This is a genomic window from Marisediminicola senii, assembly GCF_011057645.1.
GTDB classification, from domain to species: Bacteria; Actinomycetota; Actinomycetes; order Actinomycetales; family Microbacteriaceae; genus Marisediminicola; species Marisediminicola senii.
Genome location: NZ_JAALGE010000012.1, coordinates 41,816 through 60,466, shown reverse-complemented (window position 1 = coordinate 60,466; position 18,651 = coordinate 41,816). Strand labels below are relative to the sequence as shown.

The window sequence follows — 18,651 nt, the reverse complement described above, 5'->3', positions numbered from 1 at the left end:
GGGCGCTGATCGCGGGTGCGGCGGCGGCGCCGGCCTCGGGGACTGCGGCGGGGCTGGGCGGCGTGCTCGGGATGCCCGCGGCGAGGTTGGTGATCAGCGACAGGCCGAGCACTTCCATGCCCGACTGGCGGGCGGCGATGGCTTCGAGGGCGGTCGACATGCCGACGATGTGCCCGCCGATGGTCTTCGCCATCTGCACCTCGGCCGGGGTCTCGTAGTGCGGTCCGCGGAACTGCGTGTAGACGCCCTCGTCGAGTGTCGGGTCGATCGTGCGGGCGATGTCGCGCAGCCGCCGGGAGTACAGGTCGGTGAGGTCGACGAAGGTCGCGCCCTCGAGTGGGGAGTCTGCGGTGAGGTTGATGTGGTCGCTGATGAGCACCGGGGTGCCGGGGGTCCAGGTTGGCTTGATACCGCCCGCGCCGTTGGTGAGGATCATGATGGATGCACCGGTGGCGGCTGCGGTGCGCACGCTGTGTACCACGCGCCGAACACCGTGGCCCTCGTAATAGTGGGTGCGGGCGCCGATCACGAGCGCGTGGCTGCCGTTCGGCAGGCGGATCGAGCGGATCGAGCCGCCGTGCCCCTCGAGGGCGGGTGCGCTGAAGCCGGTGACCTCGGTCGCCGGGATGGTCGCGACGGTCTCGCCGATGAGGTCGGCGGCCTTCGCCCAGCCGGAGCCGAGCGTGAGGGCGATCTCGTGCTTCTCGATGCCGGTCTTCTCGGCGATATCGGCGGCGGCGGCCGCGGCGATCTCGAACGGGTCGGCCTGGGGATCGGAGAGGGGGTGCGCGTGGGTGCTCGACATGCTTCCCACCCTATGCATTCGGCCCGCGCAGTATCGGCAGGGGAGTGTCGGCGCGGGCGCGGGCGGGGGCTGGCGCGCGGGTTTGGGTGGCCGTCGCGGGTGAGCGAGAATGAACGCATGTCCTATGAGTTCGACCGTAAGCAGCGCATTGCCATTCTCGGCGGGGGCCCTGGGGGCTACGAGGCCGCGCTGGCCGGCGCGCAGCTCGGCGCCGAGGTCACGCTGGTCGAACGCGTCGGGGTGGGTGGGTCCGCGGTCCTCACCGACGTGGTGCCGTCGAAGACGCTGATTGCGACGGCCGAGGCATCCAACTCGATCAAGGAGGCCGCCGACCTCGGCGTGCAGTTCTTCGGCCGCAACGAATCGGGCCGGCCGGTGCGCCCCGAGGTCGCGGTCAACCTCTCCGCGGTGAACGCGCGCCTGCTGCGCCTCGCCCGCCAGCAGTCCGACGACATGAAGTCGCAGCTCATCAAGGCCGGCGTGCGCATCGTGGAGGGCGACGGCCGCCTCGACGGCCCACAGCGGCTCATCGTGTCGACCGGCCGGGGATCCGGTGCGACGGACTTCGACGAGATCGACGCCGACACCCTCATCGTCTCGGTCGGCGCGAGCCCCCGCATCCTGCCCACGGCGCAGCCCGACGGGGAACGCATCTTCACCTGGACTCAGCTGTACACGCTGCAGTCGGTGCCGGAGCACCTCATCGTCGTCGGATCGGGCGTGACCGGGGCCGAGTTCGCCTCGGCCTACCGGGCGCTCGGCTCTGAAGTGACCCTCATCTCGAGCCGCGACCAGGTGCTGCCCGGCGAGGACGCCGATGCCGCCCGCGTGATCGAGGACGTCTTCAAGCGCAACGGCATGACGGTGCTGTCGAAGTCGCGCGCGTCGTCGGTGACCCGCACCGACACCGGCGTCGTGGCTACCCTGGCCGACGGGCGCACCGTCGAGGGCAGCCACTGCCTGCTCGCGGTCGGGTCGATCCCGAATACGGCGGGCATCGGGCTCGAGGAGGCCGGCGTGCAGCTGACCGAGTCGGGCCACATCAGGGTCAACCGCGTCGCGCGCACGTCGATGCCGAGCATCTACGCCGCCGGGGACTGCTCCGACTTCCTGCCGCTCGCGTCTGTCGCGTCGATGCAGGGTCGCGCGGCGGTGTTCCACGCGATGGGCGACGCGGTGAATCCGACCGAGTTGCGGAACGTGACATCCAACATCTTCACCCAGCCGGAGATCGCGACCGTCGGCTGGACCCAGAAGCAGATCGAAGACGGTGTCGCGCAGGGCACGATCTACAAGTTGCCGCTCGCGTCGAACCCGCGCGCGAAGATGCAGGGCCTCAAGGAGGGCTTCGTCAAGCTGTTCGCTCGCACCGGCTCCGGCACCGTGATCGGCGGGGTCATCGTGGCGCCGCACGCGTCGGAGCTGATCCTGCCGATCGCGATCGCGATCGAGCACCGCCTCACGGTCGACCAGGTGGCGCGGGCATTCGCGGTGTACCCGTCGCTGTCTGGCAGCATCACGGATGCCGCGCGGGCGATGCACATCGTCGCGTAGGGGTGCTGGGCGGGCGGCCGAGCTGCTGCCGTCCGGTCCTTCGGCCGCTGTCCTGCTGTCACTATTCAGGAACGGGCGGCCCGATTTCGTCATCATTCAGGAACGGGCGGCCCGATTTCGTCATTATTCAGGAATTGCCGGGCCGACGCCTTCATCATTCAGGAAGGCCGGGCTTTTCATGACCCATCCGTACGATAACTGAACGATCCCGCTGCGGTTTGGCAGCCCTGACCGCGGCCTGCCGGCGCCGGTTCCTGAATGATGAAACGACTGCTGGCCCGTGACGAGAATGGATGCTGCCACCGGCGCCTCCGCGCCAGCCCGCCGCCCCGCTGCCGCGCCACCTGTCCTCCCGGGCCACGCCGTCTCGCTGCGGTCCACGGATGTCGCGGCGGGCCGCCATTCCGCCCGCGCGGCGACACATCATTCCCCATGACCTCCGTGAGCGTGCCCGATAATGCCAGGGACCGAGCGGGCGCGCGCCGTCCTCAGCGGCGGACGTCACGCCGGGCAAGTTCCGCGGCGGTAATCGTCGACTCGTTCGGCGGGATCGCGACGCGACAGCAACTCATCGGCGCCGGGCTCAGCGGCTACGACCTGACGGCGGCGGTGAAGCTCGGGGATATCCGCCGCGTTCGGCAGGCGAGGTACGTGACCGCGGCGGCTGGTGACGACGCCATCGCGGCGGCTCGGATCGGTGGCCTGCTCGCGGGGCCGTCAGCGGCAGCATCCTATGGACTGTGGTCGGGTTTCGACCCTCGCCTGCATGTTTCGGTCGGCCGGACGTCGTCCCGGCTCCGTACCAACCGGCCCCCGAGCTTTGTCGACGGGTCGCCGCTGTGTCCGGACACTGCGCCCCGGCCGACGGTGCTGCACTGGCTCGCGGGCGGAGCCGTCCCAGAACTCGGGCCGGAGTCATGGCGAGTGCCGCTCCCGGTCTGCCTCCGACAGATGGTCGCCTGGTCTGACCGGGAGACGGCTATCGCGTGCCTCGACACGGCGCTCGCGTTCGTTGACCGTCCCACGCTGTTGACGTATTTCGAGAACGCGTCCGACGAGGACCGAAAGGTTGCGCACCTGTGTCGGGAGGGGAGCGAATCTGGACCGGAGTCATTGGTGCGCCAGCGACTCGGGGCGGTGGGTATCGATCTCATCCAGCAGGTGCACGTCGCCGATGTCGGACGGGTCGACGCCATCGTTGACGGCACGAGAGTCGTCATCGAGGTCGACGGCCGCCAGTACCATGTCGATCCCGAGTCGTTCGAACTCGACCGCTGGCGTTCCGCAGAACTCACCGCGCGCGGATTCATCGTCGTGCGGCTGAGCTTTCGCCGCATCGTCACCGACTGGTCGTGGTGCGATCGCATGGTGCGGGCCGCGATCGAGCAGTCCAAGGACTGAACTGCCGCGTTGCGGTGTCGGCGAGTAGCGCGTCAGCTGCGGAGCAGGCCGTCACATTGCGGTGCCGCCGCGCCGCCCGTCAGCCACTTTGCAGTGCCGCGGCTCATTTTCAGAATTCAGGAATTGTGGCGACGGAAAAGGCCAAGTGGGACGGATGCCGCGGCATCCAGTTCCCCTAAAGGGCTGATCTGAGCCCGAACTCCTGAATACTGCGCAGAGGTGTCGGCGGGTTCCTGAATACGGAGGAACTTCGCGCGCGGGTTCCTGAATGATGAGGCATTCCGCCGGCGAGTTCCTGAATGATGAAAGAGACGAGTGTCGGCAGTCGGCAGCCCGAGCCCTGGGCTACCAGCCCGCGCCCCCGACCTACCCGACGATGTCGAGCAGTAGGTGCCCGGACGGCACCGTCGCGCCGACGACGGCATCGAGGTTCGCGACCGTGCCGTCCTTGTGGGCGGTGATGGGCTGCTCCATCTTCATCGCCTCGAGCACCAGGATCAGGTCGCCCTTCACGACGACCGCGCCGTTGGCGACCGACAGGGTCACGACGGTGGCCTGCATGGGTGCCTTCACCGAGGCGCCCGTCGCCGTCGGCACCGCCCGAGAGGCGGCGTGACGGCGCGGGGCGGGAGGCGCTGCGGGCGCGGCACCGGCCGACGCGATGCGCTCGGGCAGGCTGACCTCGACGCGCTTGCCGCCGACCTCGATCACCATCGTGGTGCGCGCCGCTGCCGGCTGCACCCCGGCCGGCGATCCGGCGAGCGATCCGCTCCACGGCTCGATGGTGTTGTCGAACTCGGTCTCGATCCAGCGGGTGAAGACCCCGAACGGCTCGGACGTGAACGCGGGCTCGCGCACGACGGCGCGGTGGAACGGCAGCACGGTGGGGAGACCGGCGATCTCGAACTCGTCGAGGGCGCGGCGGGCGCGCTCGAGTGCGTCGGCGCGCGATGATCCGGTCACGATGAGCTTCGCCAGCAGCGAGTCGAACGCGCCGCTGATCACGTCGCCGGTGGTCACACCGCTGTCGACGCGCACGCCGGGACCACCGGGAAAGCGCAGCACGGAGACGGGGCCGGGCGACGGCATGAACCCGATCCCCGGGTCCTCGCCGTTGATGCGGAACTCGATGGAGTGCCCGCGCGCGACGGGGTCGCCGTAGCCGATCGCCTCGCCCTCGGCGATGCGGAACTGCTCGCGCACCAGGTCGATGCCGGTGACCTCCTCCGAGACCGGGTGCTCGACCTGCAGCCGCGTGTTGACCTCGAGGAACGAGATGGTGCCGTCACGGGCGACGAGGAACTCGCAGGTTCCAGCGCCGACGTAGCCGACCTCGGCGAGGATGGCCTTCGACGCCGAGTACAGCATCGCGTTCTGCTCGTCGGTGAGGAACGGCGCGGGCGCCTCCTCCACGAGCTTCTGGTGGCGGCGCTGCAGCGAGCAGTCCCGGGTGGAGATGACGACGACGGTACCGAACGCGTCGGCGAGGCACTGGGTCTCGACGTGGCGCGGCTTGTCGAGATACTTCTCGACGAAGCACTCGCCCCGGCCGAAGGCGGCCACGGCCTCGCGGGTCGCCGAGTCGAACAGCTCGGGCACCTCTTCGCGGGTGCGGGCGACCTTGAGCCCGCGCCCGCCGCCCCCGAACGCCGCCTTGATGGCGACCGGCAGGCCGTGCAGGTCGACGAAGTCGAGGACCTCGGATGCGTCGGCGACGGGGTTCAGGGTGCCGGGGGCCAGCGGTGCCCCGACGCGCTCGGCGATGTGCCGCGCGGAGACCTTGTCCCCGAGCTGCTCGATCGCTTCGGCGCTCGGACCGATCCACACCAGCCCGGCGTCGATGACGGCCCTGGCGAACTCTGCGTTCTCGGCGAGGAACCCGTAGCCGGGGTGCACTGCGTCTGCGCCGCTGCGGCGGGCGACCGAGAGGATCTTGTCGATGCGCAGGTAGGTCTCGGCCGATGTCGCGCCGTCGAGCGCGTAAGCCTCGTCGGCCAGCTTGGCGTGGCGGGCATCGCGATCCTGGTCGGCGTAGACGGCGACGGAGAGGATGCCGCTGTCTTTCGCGGCCCGGATCACTCGTACGGCGATCTCTCCGCGATTGGCGATGAGGACCTTGGTTATCCGGGGCATAGTGACTCAGCCTATTGCCGCTGATGCCCCTCGAATTGGACACCACCCACAAAAAACCGGCATAGAGCCGAAATGATGTCTACAAGCGGGGGCGGTTCCACAGTGCGGGCCAGTGCACCCCGAACTCGAGCAGCAGCTGCCGGAGCGCCGCCAGCGACAGGCCGACGACCGCGTGCGGGTCGCCGTCGACCCCGGTGATGAACGGCGCACCGAGGCTGTCTATGGTGAATGCGCCCGCGACGTGCAGCGGTTCGCCGGTCGCGATGTAGGCGTCGATCTCCTCGTCGGTGATGTCGGAGGCGAAGGTCACGCTCGTGGTGGTGACGATCCCGGTGGATGCCGCCGCTCTTCCACCCCGGTGGTCGATCAGCCAGTGCCCCGAGTGCAGGTGCCCCGTGCGCCCGCGCTGCAGCATCCACCGTTCCCTGGCGACCTCCGGGGTGTGGGGCTTGCCGTAGATGACTCCGTCGAGCTCGAACGCCGAGTCGCCGCCCAGCACGAAGCCGTCGATGGAGGGCGACACCACGGCCTCGGCCTTGGCGCGCGCGAGCAGCTCGACCATGGTCACCGCGTCGATCGGCCCGTTCTCGGCCTGCCACGCCGCGACCGCGGCATCCTCGTCGACCAACGACGGCACGACGACCGGTTCGATCCCCGCGGCGCGCAGGGTGGCTAGGCGGGCGGGCGAGGTCGAGGCCAGGTGGAGGCGCACGGTGCTCCTAAGCTTGGGACATGGGTGACATGCAGGGACGGCACGTCGAGCTCGAGATTACCGGGGTCGCGCACGGCGGGGTCTTCGTAGCCAGGCACGAGGGGCGCGTGGTGTTCGTCAGTGACGCCATTCCCGGCGAGACCGTGGTGGCAGAGATCACCGACGACGCCAAGAAGTCGTTCTGGCGGGCCGAGACCATCGAGGTCATCACGCCGTCGGAGCACCGCCGGCCGCACCCGTGGGCCGCGGCATCCCTCGACCGCTCCACCGCCGACCGTGCCGGCGGCGCGGAGTTCGGCCACATCGAGGTGGCCCACCAGCGCGAGCTCAAGGAGCGGGTGCTCGCCGATTCGTTCAGTCGCATGGCACGCATCGACCGGGAGACGACCGTCGAGGCACTGCCGTCGGGGGAGACCCAGGATGACGCCGCCGAGGTCACCGGAATGGGCTGGCGCACCCGGCTGCGCCTCCACGTCGACGAGAACGGCACCCCCGGCCAGTACGCTGCGCGGTCGCACCGGGTGATCCCGGTCGACGACCTGCCGCTCGCCGTTCCCGAGGCCAGGGCCATCGCCCCACTCGGCGAGACCTTCGCCGGCGCGGAATACGTCGACGTGATCGTTCCGTCGACCGGCAACCCCTACGTCGTCGTGGGCGGCCGTACCCGCGAACGCGCCCCCCGCACCGGTTCGATCGTCGAACGGGTCGGCGAGCGCGACTTCAGGCTCGACACCCGCGGTTTCTGGCAGGTGCACCGGCACGCCGCAGCCACCCTCACCGCGGCCGTGCAACAGGCCATCGACCCCGACGCGTTCGACCCGTCCGCGGCCAACCTCGACCTGTACGGCGGGGTCGGGCTGCTCGCTGCGGCCGTCGGCGACCGCTTCGGCCCCGGGGTACGAATCACCACGGTCGAGAGCGACCACGTGGCGACCGGGCACGCCGGGTACAACCTCTCCGACTGGGTGGGGGCGAGTGCGGTAACCGCCCGCGTCGACGCGTACCTGCGGGGTGTGACGAAGACGGCCGGCTCCGCCGAGAGGGAACGGATGACGCGCGCCACCGTCATCCTCGACCCCCCGCGGTCCGGCGCAGGCAAGGTCGTCGTGGATGGCCTGGCCGCGGTGAAGGTCGCCCAGGTGGTCTACGTCGCGTGCGACCCGGTCGCGCTCGCGCGGGACACCGCGATCTTCGCCGAGAAGGGGTACGAACTCACCGGCATGCGCGGATTCGACCTGTTCCCCAATACCCACCACGTCGAAGCGGTCGCGACCTTCCGGCGAGCCTGACGCTTCCGGCGACGGATCGCCCGGTGCCCGCTAGCATGGGAGCCAGCGCCTGGCCCGAGAGGTGACCCGGGCTACACAGCGGGATGGGGGCGGTACACGTATGGTCACGGTGACCAAGAGCAGTGAAGAGACGGAGCGTCCCGCCTCTGCCGTGCGCGTGTCGATCGTCGACGACCACGAGTCCGTGCGATTGGGGCTCAAGGCCGCCTGCATCGAGGCCGGCTTCGCGGTCATCGCCACCGCGGCATCCGTTCCCGCGCTCGTCGCCGAGATGGCAGGCAAGGAATGCGACGTCGTCGTGCTCGACCTGTCGCTGGGAGACGGCGAATCGGTCACCGAGAACGTCAAGGGCGTGCAGGCCATCGGCGCCGCCGTACTCATCCACAGCATTGCCGACCGTGTCGCCCTGGTGCGCGAGGCCCTCGCCGCGGGCGCTGCCGGCGTCATCCCCAAGTCGTCGTCGACGAAGACCGTGATGGCCGCCGTCGAGACCGTTGCGCACGGCGAAGTGCTCAACAACCTGGAGTGGGCTACCGCGATCGACGCCGACAGCGACTTCGCCAAGGCGCAGCTCGGGCGCCGCGAGCGCGAGATCCTGCACCTCTACGCCTCCGGCTTTCCGCTGAAGCTCGCCGCCCAGCAGCTCGGCATCGGCTACTCGACCGCGCGGGAATACCTCGACCGCATCCGCACCAAGTACGTCGAGGTGGGCAGGCCGGCGCCGACCAAGGTCGACCTGCTGCGCCGCGCGGTAGAAGACGGCATCCTCCCCGGGCTCGACCCCGACGGCATCGACGGTCGCTGAGACCGATGCAGCGCGCACAGGCAGACCTCGCGAGCCCCGTCACGAGCAGGCTGCCGCGCAACCCGATCAGTCGCCGCCAGATCGAGACCGTGGTCTTTCGCGCATCGGCCGCCTTCGGCCTGCTGTTCGGGGCGCAGGCGTTCCCGATCATGCTCGAGCAGAACGGCGTCCTCACCCCGCCGTGGACGATCGCCGTCAACATCGCCGTCTTCGGTGGCCTCATCTTCGCCGCGGTGTCATCGATCTCGAAGCGATGGGTTCGCACGGCGAGCAGCTATGTCGTCGTCAGCTGGTTCGCGGCCATGGGCACCTGGCCCATCGGCGCGGTCGAACCGTTCGCGCCCCTTGCGGACCGGCCGTGGCCATGGATGCTGTGCACCGTCGCCACCACGGCGGCCGCCGTCGCCTTCCCGGTCTGGGCGTCCACGCTCGTGCTGTTCGCCGCGCCGATCACGTTCGGCGTGGTGCGGCTGATGCCCGCCGGGGGAAGCGGGAGCGTGCAGCAGGTATCTCTCGACGTGCTGTACGCGGTGATCCTCGGCGGCGCAGTGCTGGTGATCATCACCATGCTGCGGCAGGCCGCGGCCGCCGTCGACCTCGCCCAGTCGATGGCACTGGAGCGCTATTCCACCGCGGTGGGGCAGCACGCCACCGAGGTGGAGCGGGTGCAGGTCGACTCGATCGTGCACGACAGCGTGCTCACCACCTTGCTGTCGGCCGCGCGCTCGCCCACGCCGGACGCCGAACGGATGGCCGCGCGTATGGCGGAGAACGCCATGGGCCACCTGCGCGATGCGGCGACGTCGTCGCCCGACGGCGCGGTGATGACCCCCCTCACCGAGCTCGTCGCACGGATCCGCCGCGAGTCGCGCGGCGTCGCGGCACAGTTCGACGTGACCGCCGCGAGTGTCGGCGACGGGCAGATTCCCGCGCAGAGCGCGGAGGCGATCGCCGCAGCCGTCACGCAGTCCATGGTGAACAGCGCCCAGCACGCGGGCACGGGCGCGCACATCGCCCGGTGGGTCTCGGTGGGCCCGGCGCCCGCCGGAGGCATCGTCGTCGAGATCGGCGACACCGGCATCGGCTTCGACGTCGGCGCGGTGCCTGTCGGGCGGATCGGACTGCGCGTCTCGATCATCGAGCGGGTGGCCAATGCCGGTGGACGGGTCGAGATCGACTCCCACCCGGGGGAGGGCACCGTCATCAGGATCGCGTGGCCCGTCACGGTCACCGTTACGGAGGAGCCAGCCGACGTCACGCCGTCGGGCGCCGACCACCGCCGTCGCCGCGCGGCGATCGTCGACGGCGCTGCCGATCCCGTGGTCGGATCGGCCCTCTGATGATCTCGGTACCCCGGTCGCTGGTCATCTCGCTGGTCTCCATCTTCTCGGCGTACCACCTCGTGCTCGCCCTGGTGTCGATATCGGTACCGGTGTCGCGCGGGCCGTACATCGCCGCCATGGTCATCTACGCCGTCGCTACCGTCGCCAGCCTGGTCGGTACGCGCGAGCCCCGCATGCCCGTCTGGCTCGCCTCGTTCAATGTCGCGGCATCCGTCGCCATGTCGCTGCTCGTCAACAGCCAGTTGCCTGGCGGAGCGGCGGGAACGTATGCGGGGTGGCACACCGCCGCCATCGGAACCCTCATGGTGATCACGTCCACGAGGCGTCGGCAGACCTTCGCCTGGATCGGAGTCGCTGCGCTCGCCGTGCAGACCGTGGCGTGGGAGGGCCTGGATGGCCTCATCGTCTACGGGGTGATCGGCAGCATCGGTTGGGTCGCGATCTCGCACGCGTTGGCCTATTCGCTCGCGTCGGCCAGCCGGGATGCCCGCCAGTACGCCCTCGCCGAACGGGAGGCGGCAGCGTGGCGCGCCGCGCAGGAGGCGCATATCTTCGAGCGTCAGTTCCGCCTCGGCCAGACCAGCCGCATCGCGTTGCCGATCCTCAGCCGCATCGTCGCCACCGGCGGCCGCCTCACCGAGGCCGAGCGCCAGGAATGCCTCTACCTGGAAGGCGCCATCCGCGACGAGATCCGCGGCAGGGGCCTGCTCAACAACCGGGTGCGCGACGAGGTGATGGCTGCTCGCCGGAGGGGCACCACGGTGACGCTCCTCGACGAGGGCGGGATCGACGACATGTCGGAGGTCGACGTCGAGCGGGTGCTGAACCTGCTCGCATCGGCGATTTCGTCTTCGGGTGCGCAGAAGCTCGTCGTGCGCACCGTTCCGCACGACTCCGAGACCGCGGTCACGGTCGTCGGGCTCAACTCCGCGCGCGGCGACGTCGATGCACAGCTCGGGCCAGACCACGACGATGACGACAACGGCGATGAGATCGACCTGTGGCTCGAGATCCCGCGCAGGGCACGGGCCGACAGCCCTGTCTGAGCCTGCAGCGGATCTGCAGCCTGCCCCGGACATGGAAATGGGACCGGCCCCCAGGCCGATCCCATTCCAATCCCCGAGTCAGGGCGGCAACCCGAATGTCGCCCTGACTCGCCCCCAATTCGCTGGCCCGCTTACCCTAGTCGACCAGCGATTGGTCGTGTAACCCAAAGAGGTACACCTAGCAATGACAATAATGACGCGTGTCACACTCCGATGCCAGTCGGCACTTCGGGGGACTTTCGGGGTACATTTCGGATAAATGTCGGAGATGCCCGGCGGCAGAATGTGCACGTCTTGTGCACTTACCGGTGACACTAGCAACTAAACGCGGGGTACGGAAGCGCGAAACGACACGAAATCCGTCGGGACTTCACGCATTGTCGACCGAATCCGCACCACATCAACGCGTGTTGAGTGCGGATCGCTTTGTCTTGCGGCTACCCGACAACGGATCCCGTTGTGCATGCGAACGCATAGACCGGGATCAGTGGAAACCGCGCCACGCCCCGGGGCCTCGGCTGACTGCGCCGCGGATCGGCCGCCGGTCGCGCTGCCAGGCGCTCTCCGGCGCGGTCTCGACCACCGGGTGATCGTCGACACTACTGGCCAGGTCGTGCAGTACCGCCGTGATGGCCGCGATCTCGTCGTCGCTGGGTGAACCGCCCACGATGCGGATGTCATCGGCCGCCGCCGCGCTCGCGGCTGCAGGTTCGGTCACAGTGGGATGTTCCCGTGCTTCTTCGGGGGCAGGGTGGCCCTCTTGGTGCGCAGCGCGCGCATGGCCTTGACGACGGCGACACGTGTGGCGGCCGGTTCGATGACACCGTCGAGTTCGCCGCGCTCCGCCGCGAGGAACGGCGACGCGACGTTGTAGGTGTATTCGTTGGCCAGGCGGGTGCGCACGGCCGCGACATCCTCCCCTGCCTCCTCTGCCTTGCGGATCTCTCCGCGATACAGGATGTTGACCGCGCCCTGGCCGCCCATGACGGCGATCTCGGCGGTGGGCCAGGCGTAGTTGATGTCGGCGCCGAGCTGCTTGGAGCCCATCACGATGTAGGCGCCGCCGTAGGCCTTGCGGGTGATGACGGTAACCAGCGGCACGGTGGCCTCGGCGTACGCGTACAGCAGCTTGGCGCCGCGGCGGATCACGCCCGTCCACTCCTGGTCGGTGCCGGGGAGGTACCCGGGCACGTCGACGAGGGTGAGGATCGGAATGGAGAACGCATCGCAGAAGCGCACGAACCGCGCTGCCTTCTCGCCGGCCTCGATGTTGAGTGTTCCGGCCATCGAGTTCGGCTGGTTCGCGACGATGCCGACGCTGCGGCCCTCGACGCGACCGAATCCGACCACGATGTTCGGGGCGAACAGGGGCTGGGTCTCGAGGAAGTCGCCGTCGTCGACGATGTGCTCGATGACCGTCTTGACGTCGTATGGCTGGTTCGGGCTGTCGGGGATGATGCCGTTCAGCTGCCGGTCGGCGTCGGTGATCTCGAGCTCGACGTCGCTCGCGTAGACCGGGGCGTCGGTGAGGTTGTTGTCGGGAAGGAAGCTGATCAGCGTTCTCGCGTAGTCGAGCGCGTCGTCTTCGTCGCTCGCGAGATAGTGCGCGACGCCTGACACCGTGTTGTGGGTGAGCGCCCCGCCGAGTTCCTCCATGCCGACGTCTTCGCCCGTGACGGTCTTGATCACGTCGGGGCCGGTGACGAACATCTGGCTCGTCTTGTCGACCATGATCACGAAGTCGGTCAGCGCGGGGGAGTACACGGCACCGCCTGCGGCCGGCCCCATGATGATCGAGATCTGCGGGATGACGCCCGAAGCCTGGGTGTTGCGGCGAAAGATCTCGCCGTACTTGCCGAGCGCGACGACACCCTCCTGGATGCGGGCTCCGCCGGAATCCAGCATCCCGATGATGGGCACCCCGGTCTTCATCGCGAGGTCCATCACCTTGAGGATCTTCTCGCCGGCGACCTCGCCGAGCGAGCCGCCGAAGATCGTGAAGTCCTGTGCGTAGACGGCGACCTGGCGCCCGTGGATGGTGCCGGTTCCGGTGACGACCGCATCGCCGTACGGACGCTTCTTCTCCATGCCGAAGGCGTGGGTGCGGTGGCGCACGAATTCGTCGAGCTCGACGAACGAGCCGTGGTCGAGCAACCCGGTGATGCGTTCGCGCGCGGTCATCTTGCCGCGGGCGTGCTGCTTGCTGATGGCCGCTTCGCCGCTCGCCGTGACCGCCTCGTGGTAGCGGTTCTTGAGATCGGCGAGCTTGCCCGCGGTGGTGTAGAGGTCTGGCTCGCCGGTGTCGTCAGTCACTCCAACACTGTAGCCCGGGTGCCGAATCGTCGATGAGTGGTCACCGGCCGTTCACCGCCGCGTGGTGTGCGAGATGGGCTCGGTTCCTATCGTTCGGGGATGAGCGACATCGGAGTGCCCGCGAACCCCGGCGGCGACGATGCGTCGGATGGTGCGACGAGCCGTGTGACGAATGGCGCGACGATCGGTTCGTCCGGCACGGCGCGGGGCCGGGTCGTCGTGGTGGTTCCGGCGCGCGGCGGGTCGAAGGGCATTCCGGGCAAGAACCTGACGAGGGTGGGCGGCGTGCCGCTCGTGGTGCGGGCGGTGACGGCGGCTGTGGCATCCACCCTGGTCGACCTGGTCGTGGTGAGCACCGACGATGACCGCATCGCGCAGGCTGCCGAAGCCGCGGGTGCCGTAGTCGTGGCGCGCCCCGCCGAACTCTCGGGAGACGAAGCGGGGTCGGAGGCCGCAGTTCTGCACGCGCTCGACGCGCTGCGCGGCGGTCGCGCGACCGAAGACCCGGAGGTCGTCGTGATGGTGCAGGCGACGTCGCCATTCATCGACGCGAGCGATATGGATGCCGCGATCCGACGTGTGCTCGACGACGAGACCGACAGCGTCTTCGCGGCCATCGAGACCCACGATTTCGTCTGGACGCTGGTCGACGGGGCCGTCTCGGCGGTCGGGCACGACGCCGCCCATCGCCCGCGCCGCCAGGACAGGGCGCCGCACTACCGCGAGACCGGTGCCTTCTACGTCATGCGCACCGAGGGGTTCCGCACTGGCGGCCACCGGTTCTTCGGGCGGCTGGGCATCGCCGTCGTCGACCCGATGCGCGCGATCGAGATCGACACCCCGGATGACCTCGAGGCAGCCCGGGCCCTCGCTCCGCTGCTGGACCGCATCGACGGTGCGGGGGCGGCCCGCGGCGCCGTGCCTCCTGGCGGCACAGGGTTCGCGTGCATCGATGCGCTGGTCACCGACTTCGACGGCGTGCACACCGACGACCTGGTCGCCGTGTCGACCGACGGCCAGGAGTCGGTCACGGTCAGCCGGGCCGACGGGCTGGGCGTGGAGCAGCTGCGCACCGCCGGCCTGCCGATGCTGATCCTGTCGCGGGAGCGCAATGCCGTGGTCACCGCGCGCGGCCGCAAGCTCGGCGTCGAGGTGGTGCAGGGCATCGACGACAAGGCGCCGGAACTGCGCGACTGGGCGGCCGGCCGGGGGATCGACCTCGACCGGGTCGCCTACCTCGGCAACGACGTGAACGACCTCGGATGCCTCGCCATCGTGGGCTGGCCGATGGCCGTGCGCGATGCCCACCCCGCCGTGATCCACGCCGCCAGGGTGGTGCTCGACGCCCGCGGCGGGCACGGAGCGGTCCGCGAATTCGCCGAGCGGCGCCTCGCTGCCGGACCGGTGGCAGCGGCGCACCCGGTGGCGACGGCACCAGCGGTGGCAGCGGCGCACCCGGTGGCGACCACGCCCACCCAACCCTCCGCAGACGCACCACCACCCCCGGCGAACGAGAAGGAGTAGGCCACCATGCCCATCGACATCGGCGGTACCGCCATCGGAACCGACCTCTCGGTCTACGTGATCGCGGAGATCGGACTCAACCACAACGGCTCGGTCGAGCTCGCCAAGCAGCTCATCGACGTCGCGGCCGGCGCGGGCGCCCAGGCTGTCAAGTTCCAGAAGCGCACCCCGGCCATCGCCACGCCGGAGCACATGAAGTCGACCCTGCGCGAGACGCCGTGGGGCACCATGACCTACCTCGACTACCGGTACCGCGTCGAATTCGACCGTGAGCAGTACATCGAGATCGGCGACCACGCGACGCTGCGCGGTCTCGCCTGGTTCGCATCGCCGTGGGACGAACCATCCGTCGAGTTCCTCGAAGACCTCAACGTCGTCGCGCACAAGGTCGCATCGGCGTCGGTCACCGACATCGGCCTGCTGCACGCGCTCGCCGCGACAGGCAAGCCGGTGATCCTCTCGACCGGAATGTCGACCATCGAGCAGATCGACGCCGCTGTCGCGGTGCTCGGCACCGACCGCCTGGTCATGATGCACGCGACCTCGACCTACCCGCTACCGCACGACGAGGTGAACCTGCGCACCATCGAGACCCTGCGCCGCCGCTACGCCGGCGTGCCGATCGGGTACTCCGGCCACGAGCGAGGGTTGCAGGTCTCGATCGCCGCCGTCGCACTCGGGGCCGTCGCCGTCGAGCGGCACATCACGATGGATCGCACGATGTGGGGCTCCGACCACGCGGCATCCCTCGAGCCCGCCGGATTCGAACACCTCGTACGCGACATCCGCATCGTCGGCGAGGCCATGGGTGACGGCGTCAAGCGGGTCTTCCCCGGCGAGCATGCCCCGATGGCGAAGCTGCGCCGTGTCGATGCGTGACGGCGGGTCCGGCGTGGGCGAGCCCGGCGCTGGAAGGTTCGGCGTGGGCTGGCCCGGCGTGGGCTGGCCCGGCGCTGGCTGGCACGGCGTGAGGGCGGGCACCGCGTGAGGGTGCTGGCGCTCACCGACTCCGATTCGTACCTCAAGTGGGGTGCGGCGGTGCTCGAGCGCGCGCCGGAGAGCTGGAACGCGCAGCTCGTCGTGCTCGCCAACCCGGCCGCGCCGAGCGCGGCACAGACCGCGACCGCGCTCGCCGGAACCCGGTTCGCGGCAGCGCTGCCTCCCGTCGTCGACCTCGCCGGGGTCGCCGACCTGATCGCGGATGGTGACACCCCGTTCGACGTCGTACTGCTGTCGGTGCGCGGACCCGTCGTGCGCGTGCTGGTGCGCTCCATCGTCGAGGCCGCGACGCTGGCGGGCCGTCGACGACCGGTGCTCGTCGGCGGGCTGCCCGGAATCTCGATCCCGGCCACCCGCAAGGCCCTCTACTACCGTGCGCAGGTCGACCTGATGCTGCTGCACAGCGTGCGGGAGATTCGCGAGTTCACCTGGCTCGCCGCGCAGATGGGAATGGAGCAGCAGTTCGCACTCGGTACGCTGCCCTTCCTGCCGCGGGAACGCACGGTGACTGCACCCGGCCGCGACATCGTGTTCGCGGCGCAGGCCAAGGTTCCCCGCTCGAAGGAGGACCGGCAGCTCGTGCTGTCGTGGCTCGCACAGGCCGCCCGCGGCCACCCGCGCCGCCGCGTGGTGATCAAGATCCGAGCGGTGGTCGGCGAACAGCAGACCCACGCGGAGAAGTACCCGTACACCGACCTGCTCGCCGAGATGCCGAACGTGCCGCCCAACCTGGTGGTGGCCAGCGGACCCATGCTGCGGCACCTCGACCAGGCTGCCGCGCTGGTGACGGTCAGCTCGACCGCCGCCATCGAGGCGGCGGCAATGGGCCTGCCGGTGCTCGTTCTCGACGACTTCGGCGTGAGCGACGACCTGATCAACCCGGTCTTCGAGGGCAGCGGCCTGTTCGGCAGCTCCCGCGCCCTCATCACGGGCGACTTCGCCCGCGTGCGCGAATCGTGGCTGGCCGACAACTACCTGCACGACGAGTGCACCGACGACTGGGTCGAGCGCATCGACGCGCTGGTCACGGCGCACGCCGCGAGCCCCATCCCGCTCCGGGCGCAGCACCGCGGGTCGCTCGGCGGCAACCTGCGCCGCATCTGGGACCGCAAGCGGGCCCTCGGCTCCTACGACACGTCACTGTCGGGGCACCTCGCCATCGCGGTCGGCACGCCCGCACGCTGGGTGGTGCTCGCGCTGCGGTACCCGCGGCGCCTCGCGAACCGTCGGCGGGCGGAGCGGGTGCACCGGCCGGCGACCGCGCCGTCGATGTCGCGACGATAGCGGCGGTCACCCCGGTGGTACCCGCGTCGATAGCCTGAGGGCATGCCGCTGCCCCGAGAATCCGCTGCCCCGACCGTCGTGGTGCTCGACGCCGCGGCATCCACCAATGACGAACTGCGGGCGCGGGTGCCCGGCGCCGCAGAGTTCACCGTCGTCGCGACCACGAACCAGACCGGAGGGCGCGGTCGGCTGGGCCGCACCTGGATCGCCCCGCCGGGGCAGTGCCTCGCGGCCTCGGTGCTGCTGCGCCCCGCATCGGCGAACGGTACGCCGGTCGACATCGAGAGGTGGGGGTGGATGCCGCTGCTCGCCGGCGTCGCCATGACGCGGGCCGTGCAGTCCGTCGTGCCCGGCAGTGCGCCGAGCCTCAAGTGGCCGAACGACGTGCTCGTGCGCGGGCGAAAGGTGTGCGGCATCCTCGCCGAGCTGCTGCCGGGCGGCGACGGCGTCATCGTCGGTGCCGGCGTGAACCTGACCATTCCCGACGACGCGCTGCCGGTGCCCACCGCGACGTCGCTGCTCATCGAGGCCGCGGCGACCGGCGACCCGCTGCCCGGCGACCTCGCGCGCACGGTGCTCGACGCGTGGCTCGCCGAGCTGCGGCCGCTCTATGCCGGGTTCATCACCGGGGACAGCGACGCGCGCGACAGCGTGGTCGCCACCTGCAGCACCCCCGGCCAGACCGTGAGGGTCGAGCTGCCAGACGGCAGCACCCTGCTCGGCGACGCCGTCGACATCGACGACTCCGGTCGCCTCGTCGTCACTGGTCGCGACGGCGCGCGGCAGGCCGTCGCCGCGGGCGACGTGACCCATCTGAGGTATGAATGATCCATGTCATCTGAGGGCGAGCAGCCCGCGCCGGAGGGGGAGCGCATCGTCGCCCGCCTGCGCCCCCACGGCCGCAAGCTGTTCTGGCCGGCCGTTCTGCTCATCGCCCTCGCCGGGGCCACCGGCTACGGGTACGGGCAGTTCGCCGAGGAGTGGCAGAACCTCGCGGTACTCGTCGGCGGGGCGATCCTGTTCACTCTTCTCTGCCTGCTGCCGACGCTGTTCTGGCTGGGAAAGCGCTATACGATCACCACCCGCCGGGTCGTGCTGCGCCACGGGCTGTTCGTGCGCACCCGCCAGGAACTGCTGCACAGCCGCGGGTACGACATCACCGTGCGCAAGAACGCATTCCAGAGCCTCGCGGGCAGCGGCGACGTGCTGATCAGCACCGGATCGGGCCGCCCGGTTCGGCTGCGCGACGTGCCGTCTGCCGACCTCGTGCAGGCCGCGCTGACCGACCTGATGGAGAAAAGCGCCAACCCGATCGCCGCCCGCCGGCAGGCCGAAGAGACCGGCGGCACCTTCGACACCGGGCCGTGGGGCCTGCGCTGAGCGTTCTCCGTTCTCGGATAGTGTGCTGTCGCTGGGCCGATTGAAGGCCGGTGCGATTGGAGA

General features: G+C 69.9%; 16 protein-coding genes. 11 read left to right on the top strand and 5 right to left on the bottom strand.

The window, feature by feature from the left end:
• A partial coding sequence (locus G5S38_RS06410; protein ID WP_165066063.1) for a purine-nucleoside phosphorylase occupies positions 1–805 on the bottom strand: 805 nt, incomplete at its 3' end.
• Between the two features lie 117 nt (positions 806–922).
• On the opposite strand from G5S38_RS06410, the gene G5S38_RS06405 reads away from it, so the two are divergent.
• Both G5S38_RS06405 and G5S38_RS06400 read left to right on the top strand, forming a co-directional pair.
• Positions 923–2,359, top strand: a complete 1,437-nt coding sequence (locus G5S38_RS06405) for an NAD(P)H-quinone dehydrogenase (protein ID WP_165066060.1) — start codon at positions 923–925, stop codon at positions 2,357–2,359.
• 432 nt (positions 2,360–2,791) lie between these two features.
• The gene (locus G5S38_RS06400; RefSeq protein ID WP_165066057.1) at positions 2,792–3,760 is read left to right on the top strand and encodes an endonuclease domain-containing protein; all 969 of its coding nucleotides are present in this window, start codon (positions 2,792–2,794) and stop codon (positions 3,758–3,760) included.
• Between the two features lie 366 nt (positions 3,761–4,126).
• Here G5S38_RS06400 and G5S38_RS06395 read toward each other — a convergent pair whose 3' ends face one another.
• Positions 4,127–5,893: an acetyl/propionyl/methylcrotonyl-CoA carboxylase subunit alpha gene (locus G5S38_RS06395; protein WP_165066053.1), complete on the bottom strand. Its 1,767-nt coding sequence runs from the start codon at positions 5,891–5,893 to the stop codon at positions 4,127–4,129.
• Positions 5,894–5,972: 79 nt separating this feature from the next.
• Entirely contained in the window at positions 5,973–6,605 is a 633-nt protein-coding gene (locus tag G5S38_RS06390) for a Maf family protein (protein ID WP_165066050.1), read from the bottom strand.
• A gap of 20 nt (positions 6,606–6,625) precedes the next feature.
• Between G5S38_RS06390 and G5S38_RS06385 the strand changes: the two genes are divergently transcribed.
• The 4 genes from G5S38_RS06385 to G5S38_RS06370 all read left to right on the top strand — a co-directional run bounded on the left by G5S38_RS06385 (position 6,626) and on the right by G5S38_RS06370 (position 11,088).
• Entirely contained in the window at positions 6,626–7,894 is a 1,269-nt protein-coding gene (locus G5S38_RS06385; RefSeq protein WP_165066047.1) for a class I SAM-dependent RNA methyltransferase, read from the top strand.
• A 100-nt stretch (positions 7,895–7,994) separates the two neighbouring features.
• On the top strand, positions 7,995–8,699 hold the full coding sequence (locus G5S38_RS06380; RefSeq protein ID WP_165066044.1) for a response regulator transcription factor: 705 nt from the start codon (positions 7,995–7,997) through the stop codon (positions 8,697–8,699).
• A gap of 5 nt (positions 8,700–8,704) precedes the next feature.
• Entirely contained in the window at positions 8,705–10,039 is a 1,335-nt protein-coding gene (locus tag G5S38_RS06375) for a sensor histidine kinase (RefSeq protein ID WP_165066041.1), read from the top strand.
• Positions 10,039–11,088, top strand: coding sequence for a hypothetical protein (locus G5S38_RS06370; protein ID WP_165066039.1), 1,050 nt, complete (start codon positions 10,039–10,041; stop codon positions 11,086–11,088). Before G5S38_RS06375 ends, G5S38_RS06370 begins: the two co-directional genes overlap by 1 nt.
• Before the next feature lie 484 nt (positions 11,089–11,572).
• Here the strand turns inward: G5S38_RS06370 and G5S38_RS06365 are convergent, their stop codons facing one another.
• Positions 11,573–11,806, bottom strand: a complete 234-nt coding sequence (locus G5S38_RS06365; protein ID WP_165066036.1) for an acyl-CoA carboxylase subunit epsilon — start codon at positions 11,804–11,806, stop codon at positions 11,573–11,575.
• On the bottom strand, positions 11,803–13,401 hold the full coding sequence (locus tag G5S38_RS06360) for an acyl-CoA carboxylase subunit beta (protein WP_165066033.1): 1,599 nt from the start codon (positions 13,399–13,401) through the stop codon (positions 11,803–11,805). Before G5S38_RS06360 ends, G5S38_RS06365 begins: the two co-directional genes overlap by 4 nt.
• Positions 13,402–13,500: 99 nt before the next feature.
• Here G5S38_RS06360 and G5S38_RS15520 point away from each other — a divergent pair, with 99 nt between their 5' ends.
• The 5 genes from G5S38_RS15520 (at position 13,501) to G5S38_RS06340 (ending at position 18,588) form a co-directional block, all read left to right on the top strand.
• Positions 13,501–14,925: an acylneuraminate cytidylyltransferase gene (locus G5S38_RS15520; protein ID WP_201276608.1), complete on the top strand. Its 1,425-nt coding sequence runs from the start codon at positions 13,501–13,503 to the stop codon at positions 14,923–14,925.
• Positions 14,926–14,931: 6 nt separating this feature from the next.
• Positions 14,932–15,804, top strand: a complete 873-nt coding sequence (locus tag G5S38_RS15515) for an N-acetylneuraminate synthase family protein (protein WP_201276607.1) — start codon at positions 14,932–14,934, stop codon at positions 15,802–15,804.
• Between the two features lie 105 nt (positions 15,805–15,909).
• The gene (locus G5S38_RS06350) at positions 15,910–17,208 is read left to right on the top strand and encodes a DUF6716 putative glycosyltransferase (RefSeq protein ID WP_165066030.1); all 1,299 of its coding nucleotides are present in this window, start codon (positions 15,910–15,912) and stop codon (positions 17,206–17,208) included.
• 42 nt (positions 17,209–17,250) lie between these two features.
• Complete coding sequence (locus G5S38_RS06345; RefSeq protein ID WP_165066027.1) at positions 17,251–18,036, top strand: biotin--[acetyl-CoA-carboxylase] ligase; 786 nt, start codon at positions 17,251–17,253, stop codon at positions 18,034–18,036.
• Between the two features lie 3 nt (positions 18,037–18,039).
• Complete coding sequence (locus G5S38_RS06340) at positions 18,040–18,588, top strand: PH domain-containing protein (protein WP_165066024.1); 549 nt, start codon at positions 18,040–18,042, stop codon at positions 18,586–18,588.
• The last annotated feature ends 63 nt before the right edge of the window (positions 18,589–18,651 follow it).

Coding starts and splice junctions, on each gene's coding strand:
- G5S38_RS06405 (WP_165066060.1), top strand. CDS start 923: ATGTCCTATGAGTTCGACCGTAAGCAGCGCATTGCCATTCTCGGCGGG.
- G5S38_RS06400 (WP_165066057.1), top strand. CDS start 2,792: ATGACCTCCGTGAGCGTGCCCGATAATGCCAGGGACCGAGCGGGCGCG.
- G5S38_RS06395 (WP_165066053.1), bottom strand. CDS start 5,893: ATGCCCCGGATAACCAAGGTCCTCATCGCCAATCGCGGAGAGATCGCC.
- G5S38_RS06385 (WP_165066047.1), top strand. CDS start 6,626: ATGGGTGACATGCAGGGACGGCACGTCGAGCTCGAGATTACCGGGGTC.
- G5S38_RS06380 (WP_165066044.1), top strand. CDS start 7,995: ATGGTCACGGTGACCAAGAGCAGTGAAGAGACGGAGCGTCCCGCCTCT.
- G5S38_RS06375 (WP_165066041.1), top strand. CDS start 8,705: ATGCAGCGCGCACAGGCAGACCTCGCGAGCCCCGTCACGAGCAGGCTG.
- G5S38_RS06370 (WP_165066039.1), top strand. CDS start 10,039: ATGATCTCGGTACCCCGGTCGCTGGTCATCTCGCTGGTCTCCATCTTC.
- G5S38_RS15520 (WP_201276608.1), top strand. CDS start 13,501: ATGAGCGACATCGGAGTGCCCGCGAACCCCGGCGGCGACGATGCGTCG.
- G5S38_RS15515 (WP_201276607.1), top strand. CDS start 14,932: ATGCCCATCGACATCGGCGGTACCGCCATCGGAACCGACCTCTCGGTC.
- G5S38_RS06345 (WP_165066027.1), top strand. CDS start 17,251: ATGCCGCTGCCCCGAGAATCCGCTGCCCCGACCGTCGTGGTGCTCGAC.
- G5S38_RS06340 (WP_165066024.1), top strand. CDS start 18,040: ATGTCATCTGAGGGCGAGCAGCCCGCGCCGGAGGGGGAGCGCATCGTC.